Source organism: Amylibacter sp. SFDW26, assembly GCF_009184395.1.
Lineage (GTDB): Bacteria > Pseudomonadota > Alphaproteobacteria > Rhodobacterales > Rhodobacteraceae > Amylibacter.
On record NZ_WEIC01000001.1, the window covers coordinates 843,827 to 863,154 of the forward strand.

16 protein-coding genes are annotated in these 19,328 nt (G+C 46.1%); 7 read left to right on the forward strand and 9 right to left on the reverse strand.

Annotation, left to right across the window (positions count from 1 at the left end; translation table 11 throughout):
- Window position 1 precedes the first annotated feature (1 nt).
- The 9 genes from F9L33_RS04260 to F9L33_RS04300 form a co-directional block, all read right to left on the reverse strand.
- Window positions 2-1,600 carry an NTP transferase domain-containing protein gene (locus F9L33_RS04260; protein ID WP_152141485.1) on the reverse strand — a complete coding sequence of 533 codons (1,599 nt, stop codon included), beginning with the start codon at window positions 1,598-1,600 and terminating at the stop codon, window positions 2-4.
- Window positions 1,597-2,553, reverse strand: a complete 957-nt coding sequence (locus F9L33_RS04265; protein WP_152141486.1) for an XdhC family protein — start codon at window positions 2,551-2,553, stop codon at window positions 1,597-1,599. Before F9L33_RS04265 ends, F9L33_RS04260 begins: the two co-directional genes overlap by 4 nt.
- A complete protein-coding gene (locus F9L33_RS04270) occupies window positions 2,550-3,779 on the reverse strand; it encodes a VWA domain-containing protein (RefSeq protein WP_152141487.1) in 1,230 nt (409 codons plus the stop codon). The genes F9L33_RS04265 and F9L33_RS04270 overlap by 4 nt, the downstream gene beginning before the upstream one ends.
- Window positions 3,776-4,666 (reverse strand): MoxR family ATPase, encoded by an 891-nt coding sequence (locus F9L33_RS04275; protein ID WP_152141488.1) that lies wholly within the window; start codon window positions 4,664-4,666, stop codon window positions 3,776-3,778. The genes F9L33_RS04270 and F9L33_RS04275 overlap by 4 nt, the downstream gene beginning before the upstream one ends.
- 52 nt (window positions 4,667-4,718) lie before the next feature.
- Window positions 4,719-5,516: a xanthine dehydrogenase family protein subunit M gene (locus tag F9L33_RS04280; RefSeq protein WP_152141489.1), complete on the reverse strand. Its 798-nt coding sequence runs from the start codon at window positions 5,514-5,516 to the stop codon at window positions 4,719-4,721.
- Window positions 5,517-5,527: 11 nt separating this feature from the next.
- Window positions 5,528-7,888: a xanthine dehydrogenase family protein molybdopterin-binding subunit gene (locus F9L33_RS04285; RefSeq protein ID WP_152141490.1), complete on the reverse strand. Its 2,361-nt coding sequence runs from the start codon at window positions 7,886-7,888 to the stop codon at window positions 5,528-5,530.
- A 12-nt stretch (window positions 7,889-7,900) separates the two neighbouring features.
- A complete protein-coding gene (locus F9L33_RS04290; RefSeq protein ID WP_152141491.1) occupies window positions 7,901-8,380 on the reverse strand; it encodes a (2Fe-2S)-binding protein in 480 nt (159 codons plus the stop codon).
- 55 nt (window positions 8,381-8,435) lie between these two features.
- Window positions 8,436-8,897, reverse strand: a complete 462-nt coding sequence (locus tag F9L33_RS04295; protein ID WP_152141492.1) for a carbon monoxide dehydrogenase subunit G — start codon at window positions 8,895-8,897, stop codon at window positions 8,436-8,438.
- A 122-nt stretch (window positions 8,898-9,019) separates the two neighbouring features.
- On the reverse strand, window positions 9,020-9,985 hold the full coding sequence (locus tag F9L33_RS04300; RefSeq protein ID WP_152141493.1) for a GAF domain-containing protein: 966 nt from the start codon (window positions 9,983-9,985) through the stop codon (window positions 9,020-9,022).
- Between the two features lie 184 nt (window positions 9,986-10,169).
- Here F9L33_RS04300 and F9L33_RS04305 point away from each other — a divergent pair, with 184 nt between their 5' ends.
- From F9L33_RS04305 to F9L33_RS04335, 7 genes are all read left to right on the forward strand, one after another.
- Window positions 10,170-10,631, forward strand: coding sequence for a (2Fe-2S)-binding protein (locus F9L33_RS04305; protein WP_152141494.1), 462 nt, complete (start codon window positions 10,170-10,172; stop codon window positions 10,629-10,631).
- A 2-nt stretch (window positions 10,632-10,633) separates the two neighbouring features.
- Complete coding sequence (locus tag F9L33_RS04310) at window positions 10,634-12,874, forward strand: xanthine dehydrogenase family protein molybdopterin-binding subunit (RefSeq protein WP_152141495.1); 2,241 nt, start codon at window positions 10,634-10,636, stop codon at window positions 12,872-12,874.
- Window positions 12,875-12,995: 121 nt separating this feature from the next.
- Window positions 12,996-14,708 (forward strand): ATP-binding protein, encoded by a 1,713-nt coding sequence (locus tag F9L33_RS04315; protein WP_152141496.1) that lies wholly within the window; start codon window positions 12,996-12,998, stop codon window positions 14,706-14,708.
- A gap of 3 nt (window positions 14,709-14,711) precedes the next feature.
- Window positions 14,712-16,052 carry a sigma-54 dependent transcriptional regulator gene (locus F9L33_RS04320; RefSeq protein WP_152141497.1) on the forward strand — a complete coding sequence of 447 codons (1,341 nt, stop codon included), beginning with the start codon at window positions 14,712-14,714 and terminating at the stop codon, window positions 16,050-16,052.
- A gap of 125 nt (window positions 16,053-16,177) precedes the next feature.
- Window positions 16,178-17,185: a C4-dicarboxylate ABC transporter substrate-binding protein gene (locus F9L33_RS04325; RefSeq protein WP_152141498.1), complete on the forward strand. Its 1,008-nt coding sequence runs from the start codon at window positions 16,178-16,180 to the stop codon at window positions 17,183-17,185.
- A 69-nt stretch (window positions 17,186-17,254) separates the two neighbouring features.
- Window positions 17,255-17,878 (forward strand): TRAP transporter small permease subunit, encoded by a 624-nt coding sequence (locus F9L33_RS04330; RefSeq protein WP_152141499.1) that lies wholly within the window; start codon window positions 17,255-17,257, stop codon window positions 17,876-17,878.
- Window positions 17,879-17,888: 10 nt separating this feature from the next.
- Entirely contained in the window at window positions 17,889-19,292 is a 1,404-nt protein-coding gene (locus tag F9L33_RS04335; RefSeq protein ID WP_152141500.1) for a TRAP transporter large permease, read from the forward strand.
- Window positions 19,293-19,328: the final 36 nt, after the last annotated feature.

Sequence of the window (19,328 nt, forward strand, 5' to 3'; positions counted from 1 at the left end):
ATTAGGGCTGTTTGGCTTCCCAAGCAGCCCATGCCTCTGGCGTATCTAAATCCAATACCACGGCATCATCCATTTGCACCTCATGCACAGCATCAGAGACTGATTTTAGAATGGATTTTGCCCCAACATCCCCTTCCAGCGCTGTTAAATTCTCTAAATAAGCTGCATCAAATAACACTGGATGGCCACTTGATCCATTTTGAGTGACTGGGCAAATAATGGGTTTTCCTTGAGTATCATTATATTTATTTATCAATGTGTTAAAATGATTTTTAGTTAGGTCTGGCATATCTGCAAAAGCAACGAAAATGCTCGTTGGCGTATGATCCAAGCCTAATACGCCTGCTCGTAAAGAGGCAGACATGCCAAGATCGGCATCATTTGCCTCGATAATTTTAACAGGCAGCCCATCAAGAGCTTCACGATGATAAATTGCGCCTTTATTTATAACAACAACACATTCATTTGCGTTTGAGGCCAAAGCCGTTTGCACACAATGGCGTAATAAAGGAATACCATTCACCGTACGTAGCAGCTTATCGTCCCCACGCATCCGCCGTGACCGACCCGCAGCCAACATTATGACCGTTGCACCAGTATTCTCTTCTGATTTTTTCAATCGTGGTTGTATACGATCAGGAATTTCTTTCAACAAACCACCAACACCCATTTTTGCAACATCATCCATTCCAACAGATAAATTAGCACAAAGCCGTTCTAAGACCCAATCAACTCCATTTATTGCTGGCGACCGCGCACATCCAGGTAAACCTACGACAGAACGGCCTTTGTATTCTGCTAGAACCAGTAGGTTACCAGGATCAACAGGCATACCAAAACGTGTAACACTTCCGCCCGCAGTAACAATTGCAGCAGGAATGACATCATTTCGATCAGATGTTGCAGATGCGCCAAGTATAAGAACCATTTCATTGGTTGTCTTATTTAGGGCATCAGCTACGGCTTCTTCGGTATGGGAAACGACTGAACATATTTCCACATGCAAGTTCAACGGCGCAACACGCGTCCTTATTACTGTTTCTGCCTTAGTCAAAAGTGAAGGTTTAAAACCATCAATCTTTGTCAAAATTATATCGCAGCTTTTCCTCGTAAAACTTTGAATTTCAATAGTTTTATCATCAATTAAATTAATGGCACCTTTTAACAACTTATCCTGTACAGCATATGAAATGATTTTCAAAGTTGCCAACAACATGCCTTTGCGAACGCGTGCATAATTTGGCAATGTTGCGATTGTAATCGCTTCATCAACCGCATTAAAAGAATCTATCGTTTCAGCGTTTAATGATAAAATACCATCGCATTGCGCAATCAGATTAATACGCCCTGCAACAGGGGGCGTTATTTCGATATTTGTTCCCGTAAAAGCATCCGCAAGGATTTGAACCGCATCATTTTCAGCCACATCACCCTGCTCTAATATAGCAACTGTAACAGCATTCTGTCCCATATCGGATAACGATTGAATATCCGCACCAGACAGAACGCTGCCTTTTTTCAGAAGCCCGTTCTTGACTTTGGCAGAATGCGCCAAAATATGGCCTTGAGCTTGCGCCAATTCTACTGATTGGAATTTCATGGACGTGTCTCTGGCTTTCTGAACCGTTCAGTCACTTCAGCCATTATTGAGATTGCGATCTCTGCGGGGGTTTTCGATCCTATATCCAATCCAATCGGGCCGTGAATTCGGATGATATCATCCATCGTAAAGCCTTCATTTTCTAATTGGCGCACCCGTTTTGCATGGGTTTTATTAGACCCAAGTGATCCGATGTAAAACGCATCAGATCGCAATGCGACAGCCAATGCTGGTGTATCAATCTTGGGATCATGACTTAATGTAATAACCGCACATTGCTCATCCAAGCCGATTTGCGTCAAAGCCTTATCAGGCCAAGCATCAATAAAGGTTTCATCTGGAAATCGCTCTGGGCTAGCAAAACTATCACGCGGATCAACAAGATATACATCATACTCAGCCATTTTAGCCATTAAAGACAGGCTTTGGGTGATATGAACGGCTCCTATAATGATCATCCGTAAATTCGGGACATAAGCATGCATAAAATGACCACCATCTATGCCCGTAGGTTTAGAGCAGTCAAAGACTTCTCGCGCCCAATTAGATAGGTTTACGTTTATAGACAATGATTTACGCGACTTATATGCAGCCACAATTTGATTAATCAAATTAATATCAGGCCCATCGCCGACACCGATGGGTTCAACGAGGATTTTGATGTCCCCGCCACAAGCTAACCCCACTGCAAATGCGTCTTCATCTGCCACACCGTATTCCAATACACGGCATTTACCATCCTCAATCGCAGCTTGCGCTTCTAGTATAACGGCAGCTTCGACACAGCCGCCTGATACAGAGCCTTGAAATGTACCGTCCGCAGCTATAGCCAATTGCGAACCCACACGGCGCGGCGCGGATCCCCATGTGGAAATCACAGTGGCCAAAGCAGCCCCCTGACCTGCTGCAATATAAGATTGCACAACTGTGGGCATGTGATTGGAAATCGTCATAGGACAGCCATCATTTTCTGTTTCAGACCTGTATGCTTTGCATCTGAAAGGACATTCGTTAAATCACGCATAGATTTTAAACTGTGACAAGCGACAAATTCATCGACAAAAGGTAACATTGTGCGGATACCTGCCGCTTGCGGTTCAAACTGATCATACCGTAATAGTGGGTTTAACCAAATCAGATGGCGACATGATAACCGCAATCGCTTTATCTGGGCTTTTAAGATATCAGGTTCTCCACGTTCTAATCCATCCGTAACTATCAAAACAACTGCATCCGTCCCTAAAACACGCCGCGACCAGTCTTTGTTAAAGCGTTCTAAACTCTCACCTATTTTCGTACCACCATCCCAATCCTGTACGTCTTGCCCAATGGCTTTCAACGCCGCATCAGGATCTTTTAAGGTAAGGGATTTTGTTATATTTGAAAGCCTCGTTCCAAAGGTAAAAGCATGGACCTGCGCCCAGCCTTTTCCATGTTTAAATGCCATAGAATAAATGAAATGCATCATCATACGCGAGTAAGTGGACATCGATCCCGATATATCCGTCAAAATCACCAGATTGGGTACTTTGGAGCGTGGCCTCCGTTTTGGCAGCTTTAACACTTCCCCACCAGTGCGCCTAGCTTCGCGTAAAACCGCGCGCGCATCAATCTTTGTGCCATATGATGCTGCCATAAACCTCCTGGATGTTTGCTTTGGGGTTTGCAAATGCATATCAGCAATAGCTCTTTCAGCCTCTTTAATCTCTGCATTTGTCATTTGCTCAAAATCCAGAGAATTCAAGCGCTCGTTTTTCGAAATGGTAAATTGTGCATCAAGTGTTAGCTGCTCCTCAACAGGTCGCTGATCTATATGATCATTCCCACCAGACACGGCATCTGATGCCCGTGTTTCCGCAGCCTTTAGCTTCTTTGGTTCTTCAACCGTTTGCAACATTGGCAACATGTTTTGAATCATGCTTTCTAACACTTCAGGATCACGCCAGAACATATTGAAAACTTGTTGAAAAATTTGCAAGTGCTCTACTCTATTAATCAAACAAGCTTGCAGCACGACGAAAAAATCCTCACGTTTTGTAAAACCTATAGTTTGAATTGCACGGATCGCATCGTTCACTTGAGCGGTACCAACGGGAACTTCGGCACGACGCAAAGCACGGCAGAAATAAATTATGTTCTGTGCTAATCGTCCTTCAGTGTTCAACGCTGTAATCGTCATCCCGCAGCTCGTAAATCGCTGCGCGTGGCCTCCAATATACGGGTCACTTCAGAGCCTTGTATTTTGGCAATATCGTCTTGATATTTCAAAACAGCCCCAATTGTGTTTGACACGACTTCGGGTGATAGCGATATAACATCCAACGCCACAAGGCATTTTGCCCAATCAAGCGTCTCGGCAAGACCTGGCGCTTTAAACAAATCCTCATTACGTAAACGCTGAACAAATCCAACCACTTCATTGCTCAACGTGGCCGCTGCTTCTGGCACACGGGCATTCAATATTTCCAACTCGCGGTCGAAATTTGGATAATCCACCCAATGATACAAGCATCTACGCTTCAACGCATCATGCACCTCGCGTGTACGGTTAGACGTTAAGATTATAATCGGTGGTTCAGGTGCTTTAATTGTACCGATTTCGGGCACAGTCACCTGATAATCAGACAATGCTTCCAATAAGAACGCTTCAAACGGAGCATCAGTACGGTCAATCTCATCTATCAACAGCACAGGCGGGCCATTTTTATGTGATTCCATTGCTTGCAATAACGGGCGCTTAAATAAAAACTTATCGTCATAGATATCCACCTCATCCCCACCTGCCCGCAGTGCAAGCATTTGCGCCGAAAAATTCCATTCGCAAACTGCAGTAGAGGCATCTAACCCCTCATAACACTGCAAACGGATCAAATCGCGCCCCAATCCTGTGGCAATTGTTTTGGCTAATTCCGTCTTCCCAACACCGGCTTCCCCTTCCAAAAAGATCGGGCGGTTCAGGCTAAGCGATAGATACGTCAAAGTCGCAAGACTGCGATCACAAACATAATCCTGTTCGCGTAACATGCTAAGCGTTTCATCAATTGATGTGGGTAAATTTGAGGTCATTTAAAAACTATAGCTATTCCAGCCCCGATGAACAGGGCTGGAATAATTTACCTTACGCGCAACCAGCCACAGCACGGCGCGTCATGACTTTCACAAGGTTTGCACGGTATGTGGCATCACCGTGCATATCAGACAACAAACCTTCTGACCCAACCTGAACTCCAGCCAGTGCATTTGGACTCCAATCCGTATCAAGAGCTGCTTCCATATCGAACTGACGATAAACACCATCGTCGCCAGCCCCAGTTACGGCTACGCGTGCCCCATCTACGGTTTGTGCAGCAAAAACGCCAACCATCGCATAACGTGATGCAGGGTTTGGAAACTTAGCATAGGCCGCTTTTGCAGGTGCATCGAAACTGATGGAAACAATAACTTCATCCTCTTCGAGGGCTGTTTCGAACATCCCCACAAAAAAATCAGCCGCTGCAATTTCACGTGCATTGGTTTTGATCGTAGCGTCCAAAGCCAACATTGCTGCAGGATAATCCGCTGCTGGGTCGTTATTGGCAATAGATCCACCAATCGTACCCTTATGACGTACAGCTGGATCACCAATGCCAGCTGCCAAACAGGCAACGCCACCGCATTTGGCCTGCAAATCAGCATTCCCAGCCACATTTGCATGGGTCGTTGCTGCACCAATAGTCACTGTCGATCCGCTAATGCTGACCCCGTGCATATCGGCAATACCGCTGACATCCACCAAATCTGATGGAGCTGCAAGTCGCGCCTTCATCGTTGGCACCAATGTTTGCCCACCTGATAATAGTTTTCCGTCATCTGATTTACCGATTAAGGAAACCGCATCTGCGACGCTCGAAGCTTTATGATATTTTGTCTCATACATGATCGTTCTCCTTATTCTGCTGCTTGTTTGGCGCTTGCGGCTTGCAAAGCGGCCCAAACTTTTGATGGGGTTGCTGGCATAGACAGATCGTTATTACCAATCGCATCCGTTATGGCGTTGATCACCGCAGGTGGCGATCCAATAGCACCCGCCTCCCCACAGCCTTTCATACCCAACGGATTTCCAGGACATTCCGTAGAGGCATGATGTACCGAATAGTTCGGTAGATCATCCGCACGTGGCATTGCGTAATCCATATAGGACGCCGACAATTGTTGCGCATCATCATCATAAACAACGCCCTCTAGCATCGCTTGTCCAATCCCTTGGGCAAGACCGCCATGAACCTGACCTTCAACAATCATCGGATTGATGATTGTGCCAAAATCATCTGAGGCAACAAATTGGATGATATCCGTCACCCCAGTATCTGGATCAACTTCAACTTCGCAGATGTAACACCCCGCTGGGAAGGTAAAGTTTGTCGGGTCATAGAATGATGTTTCTTTCAAACCCGGTTCCATACCCTCTGGCAGATTGTGACCTGTGTAAGCCGCCAAACCAACCTCATGCCAACCCATGGTTTTATCTGTACCAGCAACTTTCACTTCACCGCCTTCGATAACGATGTCATCTTCGGATGCTTCCAAAACATGTGCTGCAATTTTCTTGGCCTTCGCTTCAACCTTATCAAGTGCTTTGAAAATGGCTGACATACCCACCGCACCAGAGCGCGATCCGTAAGTTCCCATACCAAACTGCACTTTGTCTGTGTCACCATGCACAATCTGGATATTCTCAGTTGGCAATCCAAACCGTTCTGCCACAATTTGGGTAAAGGTCGTCTCATGCCCCTGACCATGACTGTGTGAGCCTGTCAGAACTTCGATCGTTCCCACTGGATTTACGCGCACTTCTGCACTTTCCCATAGGCCAACACCAGCCCCTAAGCTGCCCACCGCGGCGGATGGTGCGATACCACAAGCCTCGATATAGTTAGAGAACCCAATACCGCGCAATTTCCCACGTGATGCTGCTTCTGCACGGCGCGCTTCGAACCCATCATAATCAGCCGCTTTAATGGCTTGATCTTGGTTGGTTGCAAAATCACCTGAATCGTAAGTCATAATCACTGGCGTTTCATGCGGAAACGACGTCACAAAGTTTTTACGCCGCAACTCTACTGGGCTGACACCCATTTCACGCGCAGCGGTTTCCATCAGGCGTTCCACCAAATAGCACGCTTCTGGGCGGCCTGCCCCACGATATGCATCTACAGGAACAGTGTTGGTATAAACCGCCTGCACATCGCAATAAATGTTGCTGATATTATACTGACCAGACAACAACGTTGCATACAGATACGTCGGAGTGGCTGAACTGAACAACGACATATAGGCACCAAGGTTAGCTTTGGTATTAACCTTAAGCCCAACGATCTTATGATCCTTATCAAACCCGATCTTTGCTGTTGATACGTGATCGCGACCATGTGCATCTGTTAAGAATGCTTCGGTTCTATCAGATGTCCACTTTACAGAACGGTTGGTTTTCATAGATGCCCATAGACATGTGATCTCTTCTGGATAGATGTAAATCTTCGATCCAAAACCACCACCCACATCTGGCGCAATCACACGCAACTTATGTTCTGGTGCAACTTGATAAAACGCAGATAGAACCAAACGCGCAACATGCGGATTTTGGCTGGTTGTATAAAGCGTATAATGATCCTCGGCATTGTTATATGTCGCAACAGCCGAGCGCGGCTCCATCGGATTGGGCGCCAAACGGTTGTTAACAATTTCCATTTCTGTGATGTGCGCAGCCCCTGCCAATGCAGCGTCTGTTGGCTCTAAAGAACCAATTTCCCAGTCAAACACAACATTACCTGGTGCATTTTCATGGATTTCAGGTGCGCCTGTTCCCAACGCATCCATTGACTGTGCCACAGCTGGAAGGATTTTATAATCCACTTCAACGGCTTCTGCCGCATTGCGCGCTTGTTCAATGCTATCCGCAATCACAACCGCTACAGCATCGCCGACATAGCGCACTTTATTCGTTGCCAATGCAGACCAAGCACCCATGTTCATGCCGCTGCCGTCTTTTTGCGTAACCGCCCAGCCACAAATAATGTTGCCAATACCATCACCAGTGAGTTGTTCACCATTCAACACGTCAACAACGCCATCCATCGCTTTCGCAGCAGAGGCATCAATGCTTTTCACTTCGGCATGTGCATGGGGTGAGCGTACAAACGCTGCATAGGCCTGGTTCGGCTCTACGATATCATCCGTATAGCGGCCCTTACCCATTAAAAATCTTTTGTCCTCTTTGCGCAGGACGCGTGCGCCTATTCCTTCTGTCATAGTCGTTCCTCCCTATGCGCTTGTCATCTTGGACGCACCGTCCGCGATAGCTTTGACAATGTTATGATAGCCCGTGCAGCGGCAAATATTGCCTTCTAATTCGTGACGAATGGCATCTTCGGTCAATTCGCGACCGTCCGCTTGATAGCGTTTCACCATATCTGTAGCTGTCATGATCATACCAGGCGTACAGAACCCACATTGCAGCCCGTGGTTTTCTTTGAATGCCGTTTGCATCGGGTGCAAATCGTTATCCGCGATACCTTCAATCGTTGTGACATCAGCGCCATCAGCAGCAGCTGCCAGCATTGTGCAAGATTTCATCGCCTTGCCATCCACATGCACCACACAAGCACCGCATTGGCTGGTATCGCACCCCACATGCGTTCCTGTTAGTCGTAAATGTTCTCGAATATATTGCACCAGTAAGGTATTATCAGGAACGTCTGCCTTAACGGCCTTTCCGTTCACTGTCATTGAAACTTCAGTCATCGTAATCCTCCCTATTCATTGGGGCATTAGCCCTAATCGTTGGTACTTCACGCAATTATCCTTCGGTATTTTCCTCCTGAGGTTCCAAAGCATCGCGGAAATTTGCAAAAAACTTATCTGCCAGCTTGGCAGAAGTGGATTTTATTAATCTTGAACCAAGCTGGGCAATCTTACCACCCACTTGTGCATTCGCTTGGTATGTGAGGATGGTTTCATCCCCATCTTCGGCCAATTGCACATCAGCGCCACCTTTGGCAAAGCCAGCAACACCACCTTGGCCTTCGCCAACAATGGAATATGCGTTTGGTGGGTCAAGGTTCTCTAAAGTCACGTTTCCATTAAAACGCGCTTTGACTGGCCCAATCTTTAATGCAACTTTTGCAGACATTTCTGTATCGGATGATTTATCCAACTCTTCGCATCCTGGAATGCACCGTTCTAAAACCTCTGCATCATTTAGCGCGGCCCAAACTTCGGCCTTGGATGCGGCAATACGGTATTCGCCTGATAGTTCCATTAAATCTTAGTCCTCCCGCCTAAAATTAGACGCGGTGGCACCCTTTGGAGTCAAGATTTTCGCAGATCAAAGATGACCATGAGCAAGAATTAGCGTTTTAATTTGTCTCAGATGTGAGACAATCAGTTGTTCAGGTCATGTTTTTTGAGCATTCTATAGAATGTAGCACGGCTTACGCCCAGTTCTTTTGCGGCAGATGTCATATTGCCTTGCGCCCTTGAGATGGCCTTTCTAAGGGCAGACCGTTCGGCACTTTTCAGGCCAGATGAATGCGCAGTCCCTGTGATCAAATCATCGCGGGGGATAGGAATTGAAAAGGTTTCATTATGCAAATTCAACATCCGACGTGCAGCACGATTAGCCCCAATAATCAGATCATCGCGATCAGACGCTAACAAAGGTGTTCCCAATGCACTGTATCCTTCTGCAACAACGATTTGGGCATTATCAAAGGATGCGCGAAAATACTCTGTTTCAATGCGGTTAGCTGTGTTTGAAACCAAAGACGTCAACACCTGCGCAAATTCCTTTTGCAAATCATTACGTGCGCTCGATACATCCAGAATGGCCATGATATTCCCATCCGTATCAAAAATGGGCGCTCCCATACAGGTCATACCAATATTCTTTGCTCTAAAATGCTGATCTTTATGGATTAAAATAGGTCGCTCTTCTATCGCGCATGTTCCAATTCCATTGGTGCCTTGGCAATCTTCACTCCAAATACTACCAGACGTCAGCCCCCATTGATCAAAATCAGGGCGATCTACATCGTTAATCAAGCAGTTTAAAATTATACCATTCTTATCCGTCAAAATCACACAACACCCTGTCTGGCCAACGGTCATAAACAGTTGTTCCAGAATTGGTTTAGACAGGTGAATTAACAATTCAACCTTTTGACGGGCTTCTAACAGCTCTCTTGCAGTGACACGGCGCGCAACATTACGTTGGCTTGGCGTAATGCCATGATGCAACAACGATCGGCGCCATGAGGCTGCAATCGTAGAATGCGCTGGCGATTTTACATCGATCGCATAATGCACTTTTTGTGAGTGCTCTTTATAAACCTTCGCCAGTTCTGTCATAAAAGTCTCCCATACGGATAAAAGCACGGGACGATCCAAAGATCAATTATGATAGAGTTAAACGAATTGTGACTATAGAAATCCCCTATTCACCCAACGTCATTTAAGTGACAGAATTGACTTGGCTATATCTGTTTTCTAGCGTTCCCCAAAACAAATCAGGTGACACCAAGGAGCCTTTCATATGACCAAAATAACCGTAAATGGCACAGCGTATGACATTGATGTCGAGCCAGAAATGCCATTACTTTGGGTTTTGCGCGATGAATTAAACATTACAGGCCCAAAATATGGTTGCGGTATTGCTCAATGCGGCGCCTGTACTGTGCATATTGACGGGATCGCAACAAAATCCTGTCAGGTTCCTATTGGCAACTTAGAGGGTGATGTGACCACAATCGAAGGATTGGGCACGCCAGAAGCATTACATGCTGTCCAAGAGGCATGGGTCGAACATCAGGTTGCGCAATGTGGGTACTGCCAATCTGGGCAAATCATGGCTGCGGCATCGTTTTTGGCAGAAACCCCAAACCCGACAGATGCAGATATTGATGAAGCTATGTCCAGCAATCTGTGCCGTTGTGGCACCTATCCACGTATTCGCGCCGCAGTAAAAGCGGCCGCCGTTAAATTGGAAGGTGTATAATCATGGGACGTATCAAAACAATCGCAAGACGCACATTCCTGATTGGTTCTGCCGCCATAGTAGGTGGTGTAGCCTTTGGTTATTACGCTTATAAAAAACCTATCACAAACCCACTTTTAGATGACCTTGCAGAGGGTGAAGCAGCAATCACACCCTATGTGCGCATTGACCAAAGCGGCGTTACAATCATCACGCCACGTGCAGATAAAGGGCAAGGCACCTACTCTATCCAAGCAGCATTGGTTGCCGAAGAATTGGATATCGCATGGGAAAACATTCAGGTTGATCCAGGTAAACCAAGCCCAGCGTATTATAACGAAAAGGTCGTCGCCGAAGGCTTGCCTTTCGCTGCTGTGGACGATGGATTTATGGCACGTAATGCCCGCGCATTTGGCGGGGTCATTGGCAAATTGATCGGGCTACAGGTCACAGGTGGTTCCTCTACCGTTCCAGATGCATATGAAAAAATGCGGGTTGCAGGTGCGATTGCCCGTGAAACGTTATTATTAGCGGCAGCCAAGCAATCAGGTATCGCCCGTGACCAATTGAAAACCAAAGATGGTAGCGTAATCCTGCCAGATGGCACATCCCTAGCATACACTGAACTTGCACAAACTGCGGCAGAGATTGATCCTCCTTCAGAAGTAACATTAAAACCAGAAAGCGAATGGCGCTATATTGGCAAAGAAATGCCACGCATTGATATGCTCGCGAAATCCACAGGCACTTTGACTTATGGCATCGATATGAAACTGGACGGCATGGTGCACGCTTCTGTACGCACGAACCCGCGTATTGGCGGTGGTGTGAACAGTTATGATGATAGCATTGCGAAAACCATGCGCGGTGTGCAAAAAATCATCCCAATCACAGGCGGTGCAGGTGTGATTGCCGATAATACATGGCGCGCCATTCAAGCCGTAAATGCAATTGAGTTTGATTGGAAAGATGCGCCCTACCCCAAGACATCTAGCCTGATGTGGAAAAACGTAAAATCTTCGTTGAAAGACGACTATCGTGATAGCCGCTTCAAAGATGACGGTGATGTCGAAAAGTCTTTTAAAAACAGCAATGTGATAAAAGCCGAATATCGCATCCCCCACTTGGCACATGCGCCCCTAGAGCCTATGAATGCTATTGCTTTACTCAAAGACGGACGTTTGGATATTTGGACAGGCACACAGATGCCAATTAACCTGATGCAAACAGCCGAAAAAATGACGGGTATACCTGCAGAAAATATCCATATCCACGCACAAATGATGGGCGGCAGCTTTGGTCGCCGTCTTGAGGATGACTTTGCGCGACAAGCGATTGAACTTGCTCAAGCCATGGAAGGCACGCCCGTTAAAATGACATGGTCACGCGAAGAAGACATGACACATGACTTCCCACGCCCAATGCAAATGTCGAGTGCTTGGGGCACTGTTAAGGATGGCAAAGTCGAAAGTTATGATCTTGCCATTGCTGCAGCATCCACGACGACCTCTCAGCTTTCTCGTGCAGGCATTCCAGCAGTAGGGCCTGATATCGCGATTGTTGCTGCCGCATGGGATCAACCCTTTGCCATCCCAAATCACCGCGTCACAGGATACCGCGTGCCAGAAATGGTGCCTATCAGTTCATGGCGTTCAGTTGGCGCATCGGGTAATGGATTCTTATACAACGCTTTTTTGGATGAATTGATCCATGCCGCAGGTGCTGATCCATTGATGGAGCGCTTACGCCTTTGTAATCATGACCTATCTCGAAAAACCCTTGAAGCAGTTGGTGAAATGTCTAATTGGGGCAGCGATTTAGGTGTAAATCGTTTCCGCGGCCTTGCCTTTAGCTTGTCTTTTGGTGTTCCAGTGGCTGAAGTCATTGAGATCACAAACACCGAGGATGGTATCAAATTAGACAAGGTATATGTCGCTTGTGAAGTCGGTAAAGTATTGGATCCGATCAACTTTGAAAACCAAGTCCAAGGTGGCGTCATTTGGGGTCTTGGACACGCTATGGCTGCAGAATTGACCTATGATGATGGCGTACCAGAACAAACCAATTACGATGGTTACGAATCTATGCGGCTATATCAAGCCCCAGAAATTATCGTTCATGGCTTGGAAAACGGTACCGATGTTCGTGGTATTGGTGAACCGCCTGTACCGCCTGCGGCACCTGCTCTGGCGGCAGCAATATTTGCTGCGACAGGCAAACGGATACGCGAATTGCCAATGAGTAATACGGTCGATTTCGTATAAGCACATAAATCAAGTGGTAACACAGGGCCAAAAATACTTTAATATAGGTATGTAAATATTTGTAATTAAATTAAAATAAACAAAAATTGACATTTACACACCTTTGCGCCTTTTTAAGGGAATGTCTCGTTCTGCGGTTAAAAACTCTGAATACACTCTAGCGATTATTCTACTGCTCGCAGCGGGTATGATCTTGGCAGTGTTCTATACGATTTCTGCACAGACATTTGAAAACATAGAAAAGACGCAAAGCCGATCAAAATTGGCACTTTATCAAAGTACGATTGAAAACGAGCTCCTACGTTTGCAACACCTGCCCTCAGTTATTGCAAATAATCCTTTGGTATTTGAGGCCCTGGAAACCGACGAATTTGATACGTTGAACGCAAAATTGTTAGAGATCTCAAATGCGGCCCGTGCCGAAGCAATATATTTGATGAAGCCAAGCGGTTTAACTGTTGCAGCGTCGAATTATTCAAAGCCGCAGACTTTTATCGGGCAAAATTACGGTTTCAGGAGTTATTTCAAAGAAGCCTCAAAAGGCTTAAGCAGCACATTCTTTGCCATCGGTGCCACAACATCCAGACCGGGCTATTTCCTTGCATCTCCCATCATTTCCCAAGGGCAAACATTAGGCGTTCTTGCCTTAAAACTCGACCTGACGGCCCTGAATCGCATCTTAGAAGAAACAAATGAGCTTATCTTTGTGACAAATCCCGATGGCATTGTGGTTTTGTCATCTAAGCCATCACAGCGCTATAATGCGATCACTTCAATTACAACTGCTAGGTTGGATAAAATTAAGGCAGAACGTCAATTTGGGAAACACACCATTGGAAATATCGACTGGTCACTTAATGATCAAACCCATGTATCCTTTGAGAAAAGCACCTATTACCTTAGTCAATCCAACATTATTGGCACAAAATGGGTCCTACATTACTTAGTGGACACATCAGCTGCACGACAAAAAGCTTTAGGGATTGTTTCTGGCGTCGCAATCATCATGGCTTTAAGTGCATTAGCCTTTGTTTTTTGGCGCGTCCAACGTGTGCGCCGCGCGCTGACAGCCTCTATCGAAGATCGCAAGAGATTGCAGCGCGAGATAGAAACACGGCGCCAAGCCGAGGCTGATTTAAAAAATGCACAAAAAGAATTGAAACGTAGCAGTAAAATGGCAGCTTTAGGTCAACTTTCAGCATCAGTCACTCATGAATTAGGCCAACCAATATCCGCTATGAAAAACCACATTACTGCCGAAGAAATAACGGTTGGAAAATTATCACCTGTAATGACTCATCTATCAGGCATTTTGGGTCGGATGGAGAATATCACACACCAATTGCGGTTTTTCTCTGCATCAGGTTCCGAGACCAGTTCTGTTGTTTCTCTGGCGGATGTGATTAACAATGCCTATGAATTAATTCGCCATGATTGTGAACGCCATAACGTGACATATCTAACGCATGGCTTAGATCAAGACATACAAACATGGGGCAATCAAACGCGTTTGGAACAAGTTCTGATAAACCTAATGAAAAACAGCATCAAAGCGATGGCAGATCAGGCATTAAAAAAGCTGGATGTTAATCTTATGCAAACCAATGATCACATCACAATAACAGTGAAAGATACGGGCCAAGGGCTACAAGGTCAAAGCTTGGATCAGATTGTTGAACCATTTCATACGACCGCCTCTTCTGGTGAAGGCATGGGATTGGGGTTGGCCATTTCCACATCTATTATCAATGAACACGCAGGCACATTAGATGTTGCTGAAAACACGAACGGTGGTGCATGCTTTACCATCACCCTGCCAAAACATATCGAGTAGATTATGACAAAAGCACCTCAATATCGCGCCCTTGTAATCGATGACGATAAGGAAATGCGTCACTCGCTTGTGCATTTGCTAGAAAGCACAGGTTGGGCTGTCGAAACCTCTGCAACAGCCGTTGGCGTAGAAGCTTTGATTGAAGCAACTTTACCAGATGTGATTTTAACCGATGTTCAGATGCCCAATAGATCGGGCCTCCAACTTTTGGTGGAACTTCCTGTCGACATTATGCCACCACTGGTCTTAATCTCTGCTCACGGTGATATTCCTATGGCGGTTGAGGCCATTCAAAACGGTGCTTACGGGTTCTTAGAAAAACCGTTTGAACCGCGTAGATTGCTTACGATATTGCAACATGCAGCAGAACAGCATCAGCTGCAAGAAACCACAAGCCGTCTAAAAGCACGTTTGGCGGATTTATCAGGCCTGAACCGAGTGTTCATTGGGCAATCAAATATTGTAAACTCTGTCCGTGAAATCGTTTTAGATTATAGCCATCTTGAGACATCTGTTCTGATCCTTGGGGAAACGGGCACAGGTAAAGAAGTCGTCGCCAAAGCCATGCATGATCTATCTCCTCGTTCAGACAAACCATTCATAGCTGTTAATTGTACAGCTATTCCAGTCGCTGACTTTGAAGAAATGTTGTTTGGTCGCAAAGGCAAACTTCAGGGGCTTGTGAATAAAGCCCAAGGCGGCACCTTATTTTTGGATGAAATCATTTCCGCGCCTATAGAAATCCAGATGAAATTATTACGTCTTTTGGAAACAAAAGAATTCATCGCCTTAGGATCAGACACAACAGAAATTGCCAATATTCGTATCATTGCCGCATCCAGCGAAGATCCAGATGCCGCCATTGCAGAGGATCGTTTGCGCAAAGATTTGCTGTTCCGCTTAAACGGGTTCACAGTATCTTTGCCAAGTTTACGCGAGCATAAAGATGATATTATTCTTTTATTTGAAAGCTTCGTTGCAGAGTTTTCACGCCTATATGAAATACCACCAGCGTCTCAAACGGCAGAGGACGTAGCTGCACTCTTAGGTCATGACTGGCTTGGAAATGTGCGAGAGTTACGATCCGTGGCTGAACGTTGCGTTCTTGCATCTAAACGCGGCGCAGGTGGCGCTGCAAACGCCCTAACAGGGCCAGAGACCGCAACCGATACACCTGAAAACCTACGTGGTGCTGTGGCCGCTTTTGAGCGTGCACTGATTGCCAAAGCGATAAAAGCTCACGCAGGTAAAATGGACGTGGTCGCAGCCGCTCTTGGGATTGGCAGACGCACATTAAATGAAAAGATTGTCAAACTTAACCTAGATAAAGATACAATCTTATAGCATGCGGAAATCCGCAGACTATATAAAAAACATTGCGCAATTTTCCTCAATCACCTTATCCTCACTTATACGTTATAAATTTAATCGATCGTACCGCGATTCATTTATCGTTCTGGGAGGAACTCATGAAAAAGACTTTGAAAGTGGCTGTAATGGCAGCCGTAACTGCATCTTTTGCTGGCGAAGCAATTGCTGAAACAACATGGAATGTATCCTTATGGGGCAAACGCCGCGCATTTACGGAACATGTTGAGAAACTGGCTGAATTGGTTGCCGATAAAACTGGTGGCGAATTTAAATTGAACATTTCTTATGGTGGCCTGTCTAAAAACAAAGAAAACCTAGATGGTATTTCTATTGGCGCATTTGAAATGGCACAGTTCTGTGCTGGTTATCACCGCGATAAGAACCCATCCATCACAGTGCTTGAATTACCCTTCTTAGGTGTGTCATCGCTAGAAGAAGAACGCAAAATTAGCCAAGCTGTTTACGCACACCCAGCAGTTCAAGCGGATCTTGCCCGCTGGAATGCAACATTGTTGATGCCATCTCCACTACCACAATACAACTTGGTTGGTGTTGGCGATGCACCAAAAACATTAGCTGACTACAAAGGTCTAACAGTGCGCGCAACTGGCGGCATTGGTAAAGCGATGGCAGCCGTTGAAGCCGTACCAACATCCATGTCAGCGACAGAAGTGCGCCAAGCATTGGATGGCGGTGTTGTCAAAGCAGTGGCATTTGCTCCACACGCACATATGTCATTTGGCACAGTTGAAACTGGCAAATGGTGGACGACAAACTTAAACCCAGGCACAGTGAACTGCCCGGTTGTTGCAAACACAGATGCGCTTGCATCCCTAAGTGATGCAAACCGCGATGCACTTCTGAGCTCAATTGACGAGTCGTTAGACTATTACATTGCGACATATAACGGCAAAACAATGGATGCTTGGGGTCCAACATTGGACTCTAAAGGTATTGAAAGCGTGACTTATAGCGATGGCGAATTGGCAAGCTTCAAAGAAGCTGTTGCTGGCCCTGCTGCTGCATCATGGATTGCTGACAACACAGCCAAAGGCCTGCCTGCACAAGAACTATACGACCTTGTCACGGGCATGATCGGCAAATAAGCCGATCCAAACAAAAGTAACCTGTCGCGCATTTTTGCGCGACAGACATTTTGACAACGGAACATTTCCATGGCTTCAAACTCATCCGTATTGACGGACGACAGCTTGCTCAGCAAGCTGGATCAACGTCTGTATAAACTCGAGAGCTTCTTTGCACTTCTAAGTGGCTTAGCAGTTTTTTCTCTTATGATATTAGCCGTGATTTCCGTCACAGGCCGTCACTCTATCAACCAACCCCTCCCTGGGTATGTTGACTGGATTGAACAGGCCATGCCGCTTATCGCCTTTATGGGTGTTGCCTATACACAGCGCGATGGCGGACATATTCGCATGGATATCCTTGTAAGCTTTCTCAAAGGCCGCAGCCTTTGGATCGTTGAGTTTATCACTGCCTTCTTAATGCTTGCAGTGATGCTCCTTATTATATGGGGATCATGGGCACATTTCGGACGTAGCTTTGATTTTAATGCACCAATGTGGAGCCGTGACAGTTCTATGGATATAGCCTTACCACTTTGGCCTGCCAAACTGTTGGCGCCTGTTGCTTTTAGTGTCCTCGCACTGCGCTTAGCACTTCAACTTGTGGCATACGCACGCGCCTTTATAGAAAACACAGACAGCCCTGTTGCTGTTCCCCTTATCGAAGACGCAGCAACACAAGCTGCCAAAGAAGCCGACACGGTTTCGGGCTAGGACGAAAATTATGGAACCTATTGAAATTGGCATATTTGTTAGCCTTGGCCTGTTGGCCGTCGTCATCTTGGGCATGCGTGTGGCATTTGCCGCAGCGATTGCAGGTGTAGTAGGGCTTATTTGGATATTCTGGGCCAAAAAGGGCTACTCCAGCGATAGTTTTTTCTGGGCTTTAACTGTTGCTGCAAAAACCGCAGGACAAGTCCCACATTCAAAAGTATCATCACAAGCACTCTCTCTGATCCCGACGTTCATTTTGATTGGCTATCTCGCCTATTACGCAGGCCTGACAAAAGCGCTTTTTGAGGCTGCAAAAAAATGGGTCGCATGGCTACCAGGTGGCTTAGCTGTTTCCACAGTTTTCGCCACAGCAGGCTTTGCGGCTGTATCAGGCGCATCTGTTGCTACATCAGCCGTATTTGCACGTATTGCGATCCCTGAGATGCTTGCAATCGGCTATGATAAACGATTTGCCGCTGGCGTCGTTGCTGCTGGCGGAACATTGGCCTCTCTCATTCCTCCATCAGCTATTCTCGTCATCTACGCAATCATCGTAGAGCAAGACGTTGGTATGCTACTTCTTGCAGGATTCGTACCAGGTGCTTTCTCCGCTGTTATTTACGGTTTATTAATTGTTGGCCTAGCTTTGACATTCAAAAATTTCGGCCCACCCGTATCAGGCTTTACATGGAAAGAACGTTTTGCCGCTCTTCCACCTGCCCTGCCAATCTTTGCCGTTGTCGCGATTATCATTCTTTTCGTCTACAACCCATTTGGTGGCGATGCATGGGGTACACCAACAGAAGGTGGTGCAATCGGCGCATTCATAGTGTTCTGTATGGCCTTATACAAAGGCATGCGTTGGCCACAGCTAAAAGACGCCTTGATGGAGACTGCAAAATTGGCAGTGATGATATTTACAATTATCTGGGGCGTTCTGATATACGTTCGTTTCCTTGGTTTCGCCGATCTGCCAACAGCATTTTCGGATTGGATCACATCACTTGATCAAAGCCCTATGCTAACCCTTGTTATGATCCTACTTGCCTATGCTATCTTGGGTATGTTCATGGATGCCATCGGTATGTTGCTCTTAACATTACCGATCACATATCCAGCCGTTATGGCCCTTAATGGTGGTGAATTTGTGTCAGCTGCTGACAGTGCATTCGGCATGTCTGGCCCAATGGCAGGCATCTGGTTTGGTATATTGGTCGTGAAAATGGCAGAGTTCTGTCTGATCACACCTCCCATTGGTTTGAACTGTTTTGTTGTAGCTGGTGTACGTGAAGATTTAAGCGTTCAAGACGTATTCAAAGGCGTCACACCATTTTTCATCGCGGATGCGATTACAATCGCAGGCTTAGTGGCTTTCCCAAGCATCGTATTATGGCTTCCCTCCCTAGCTGGATAAGTGAAAAAACATAGAATATTGCCCCAACGGGGCGAT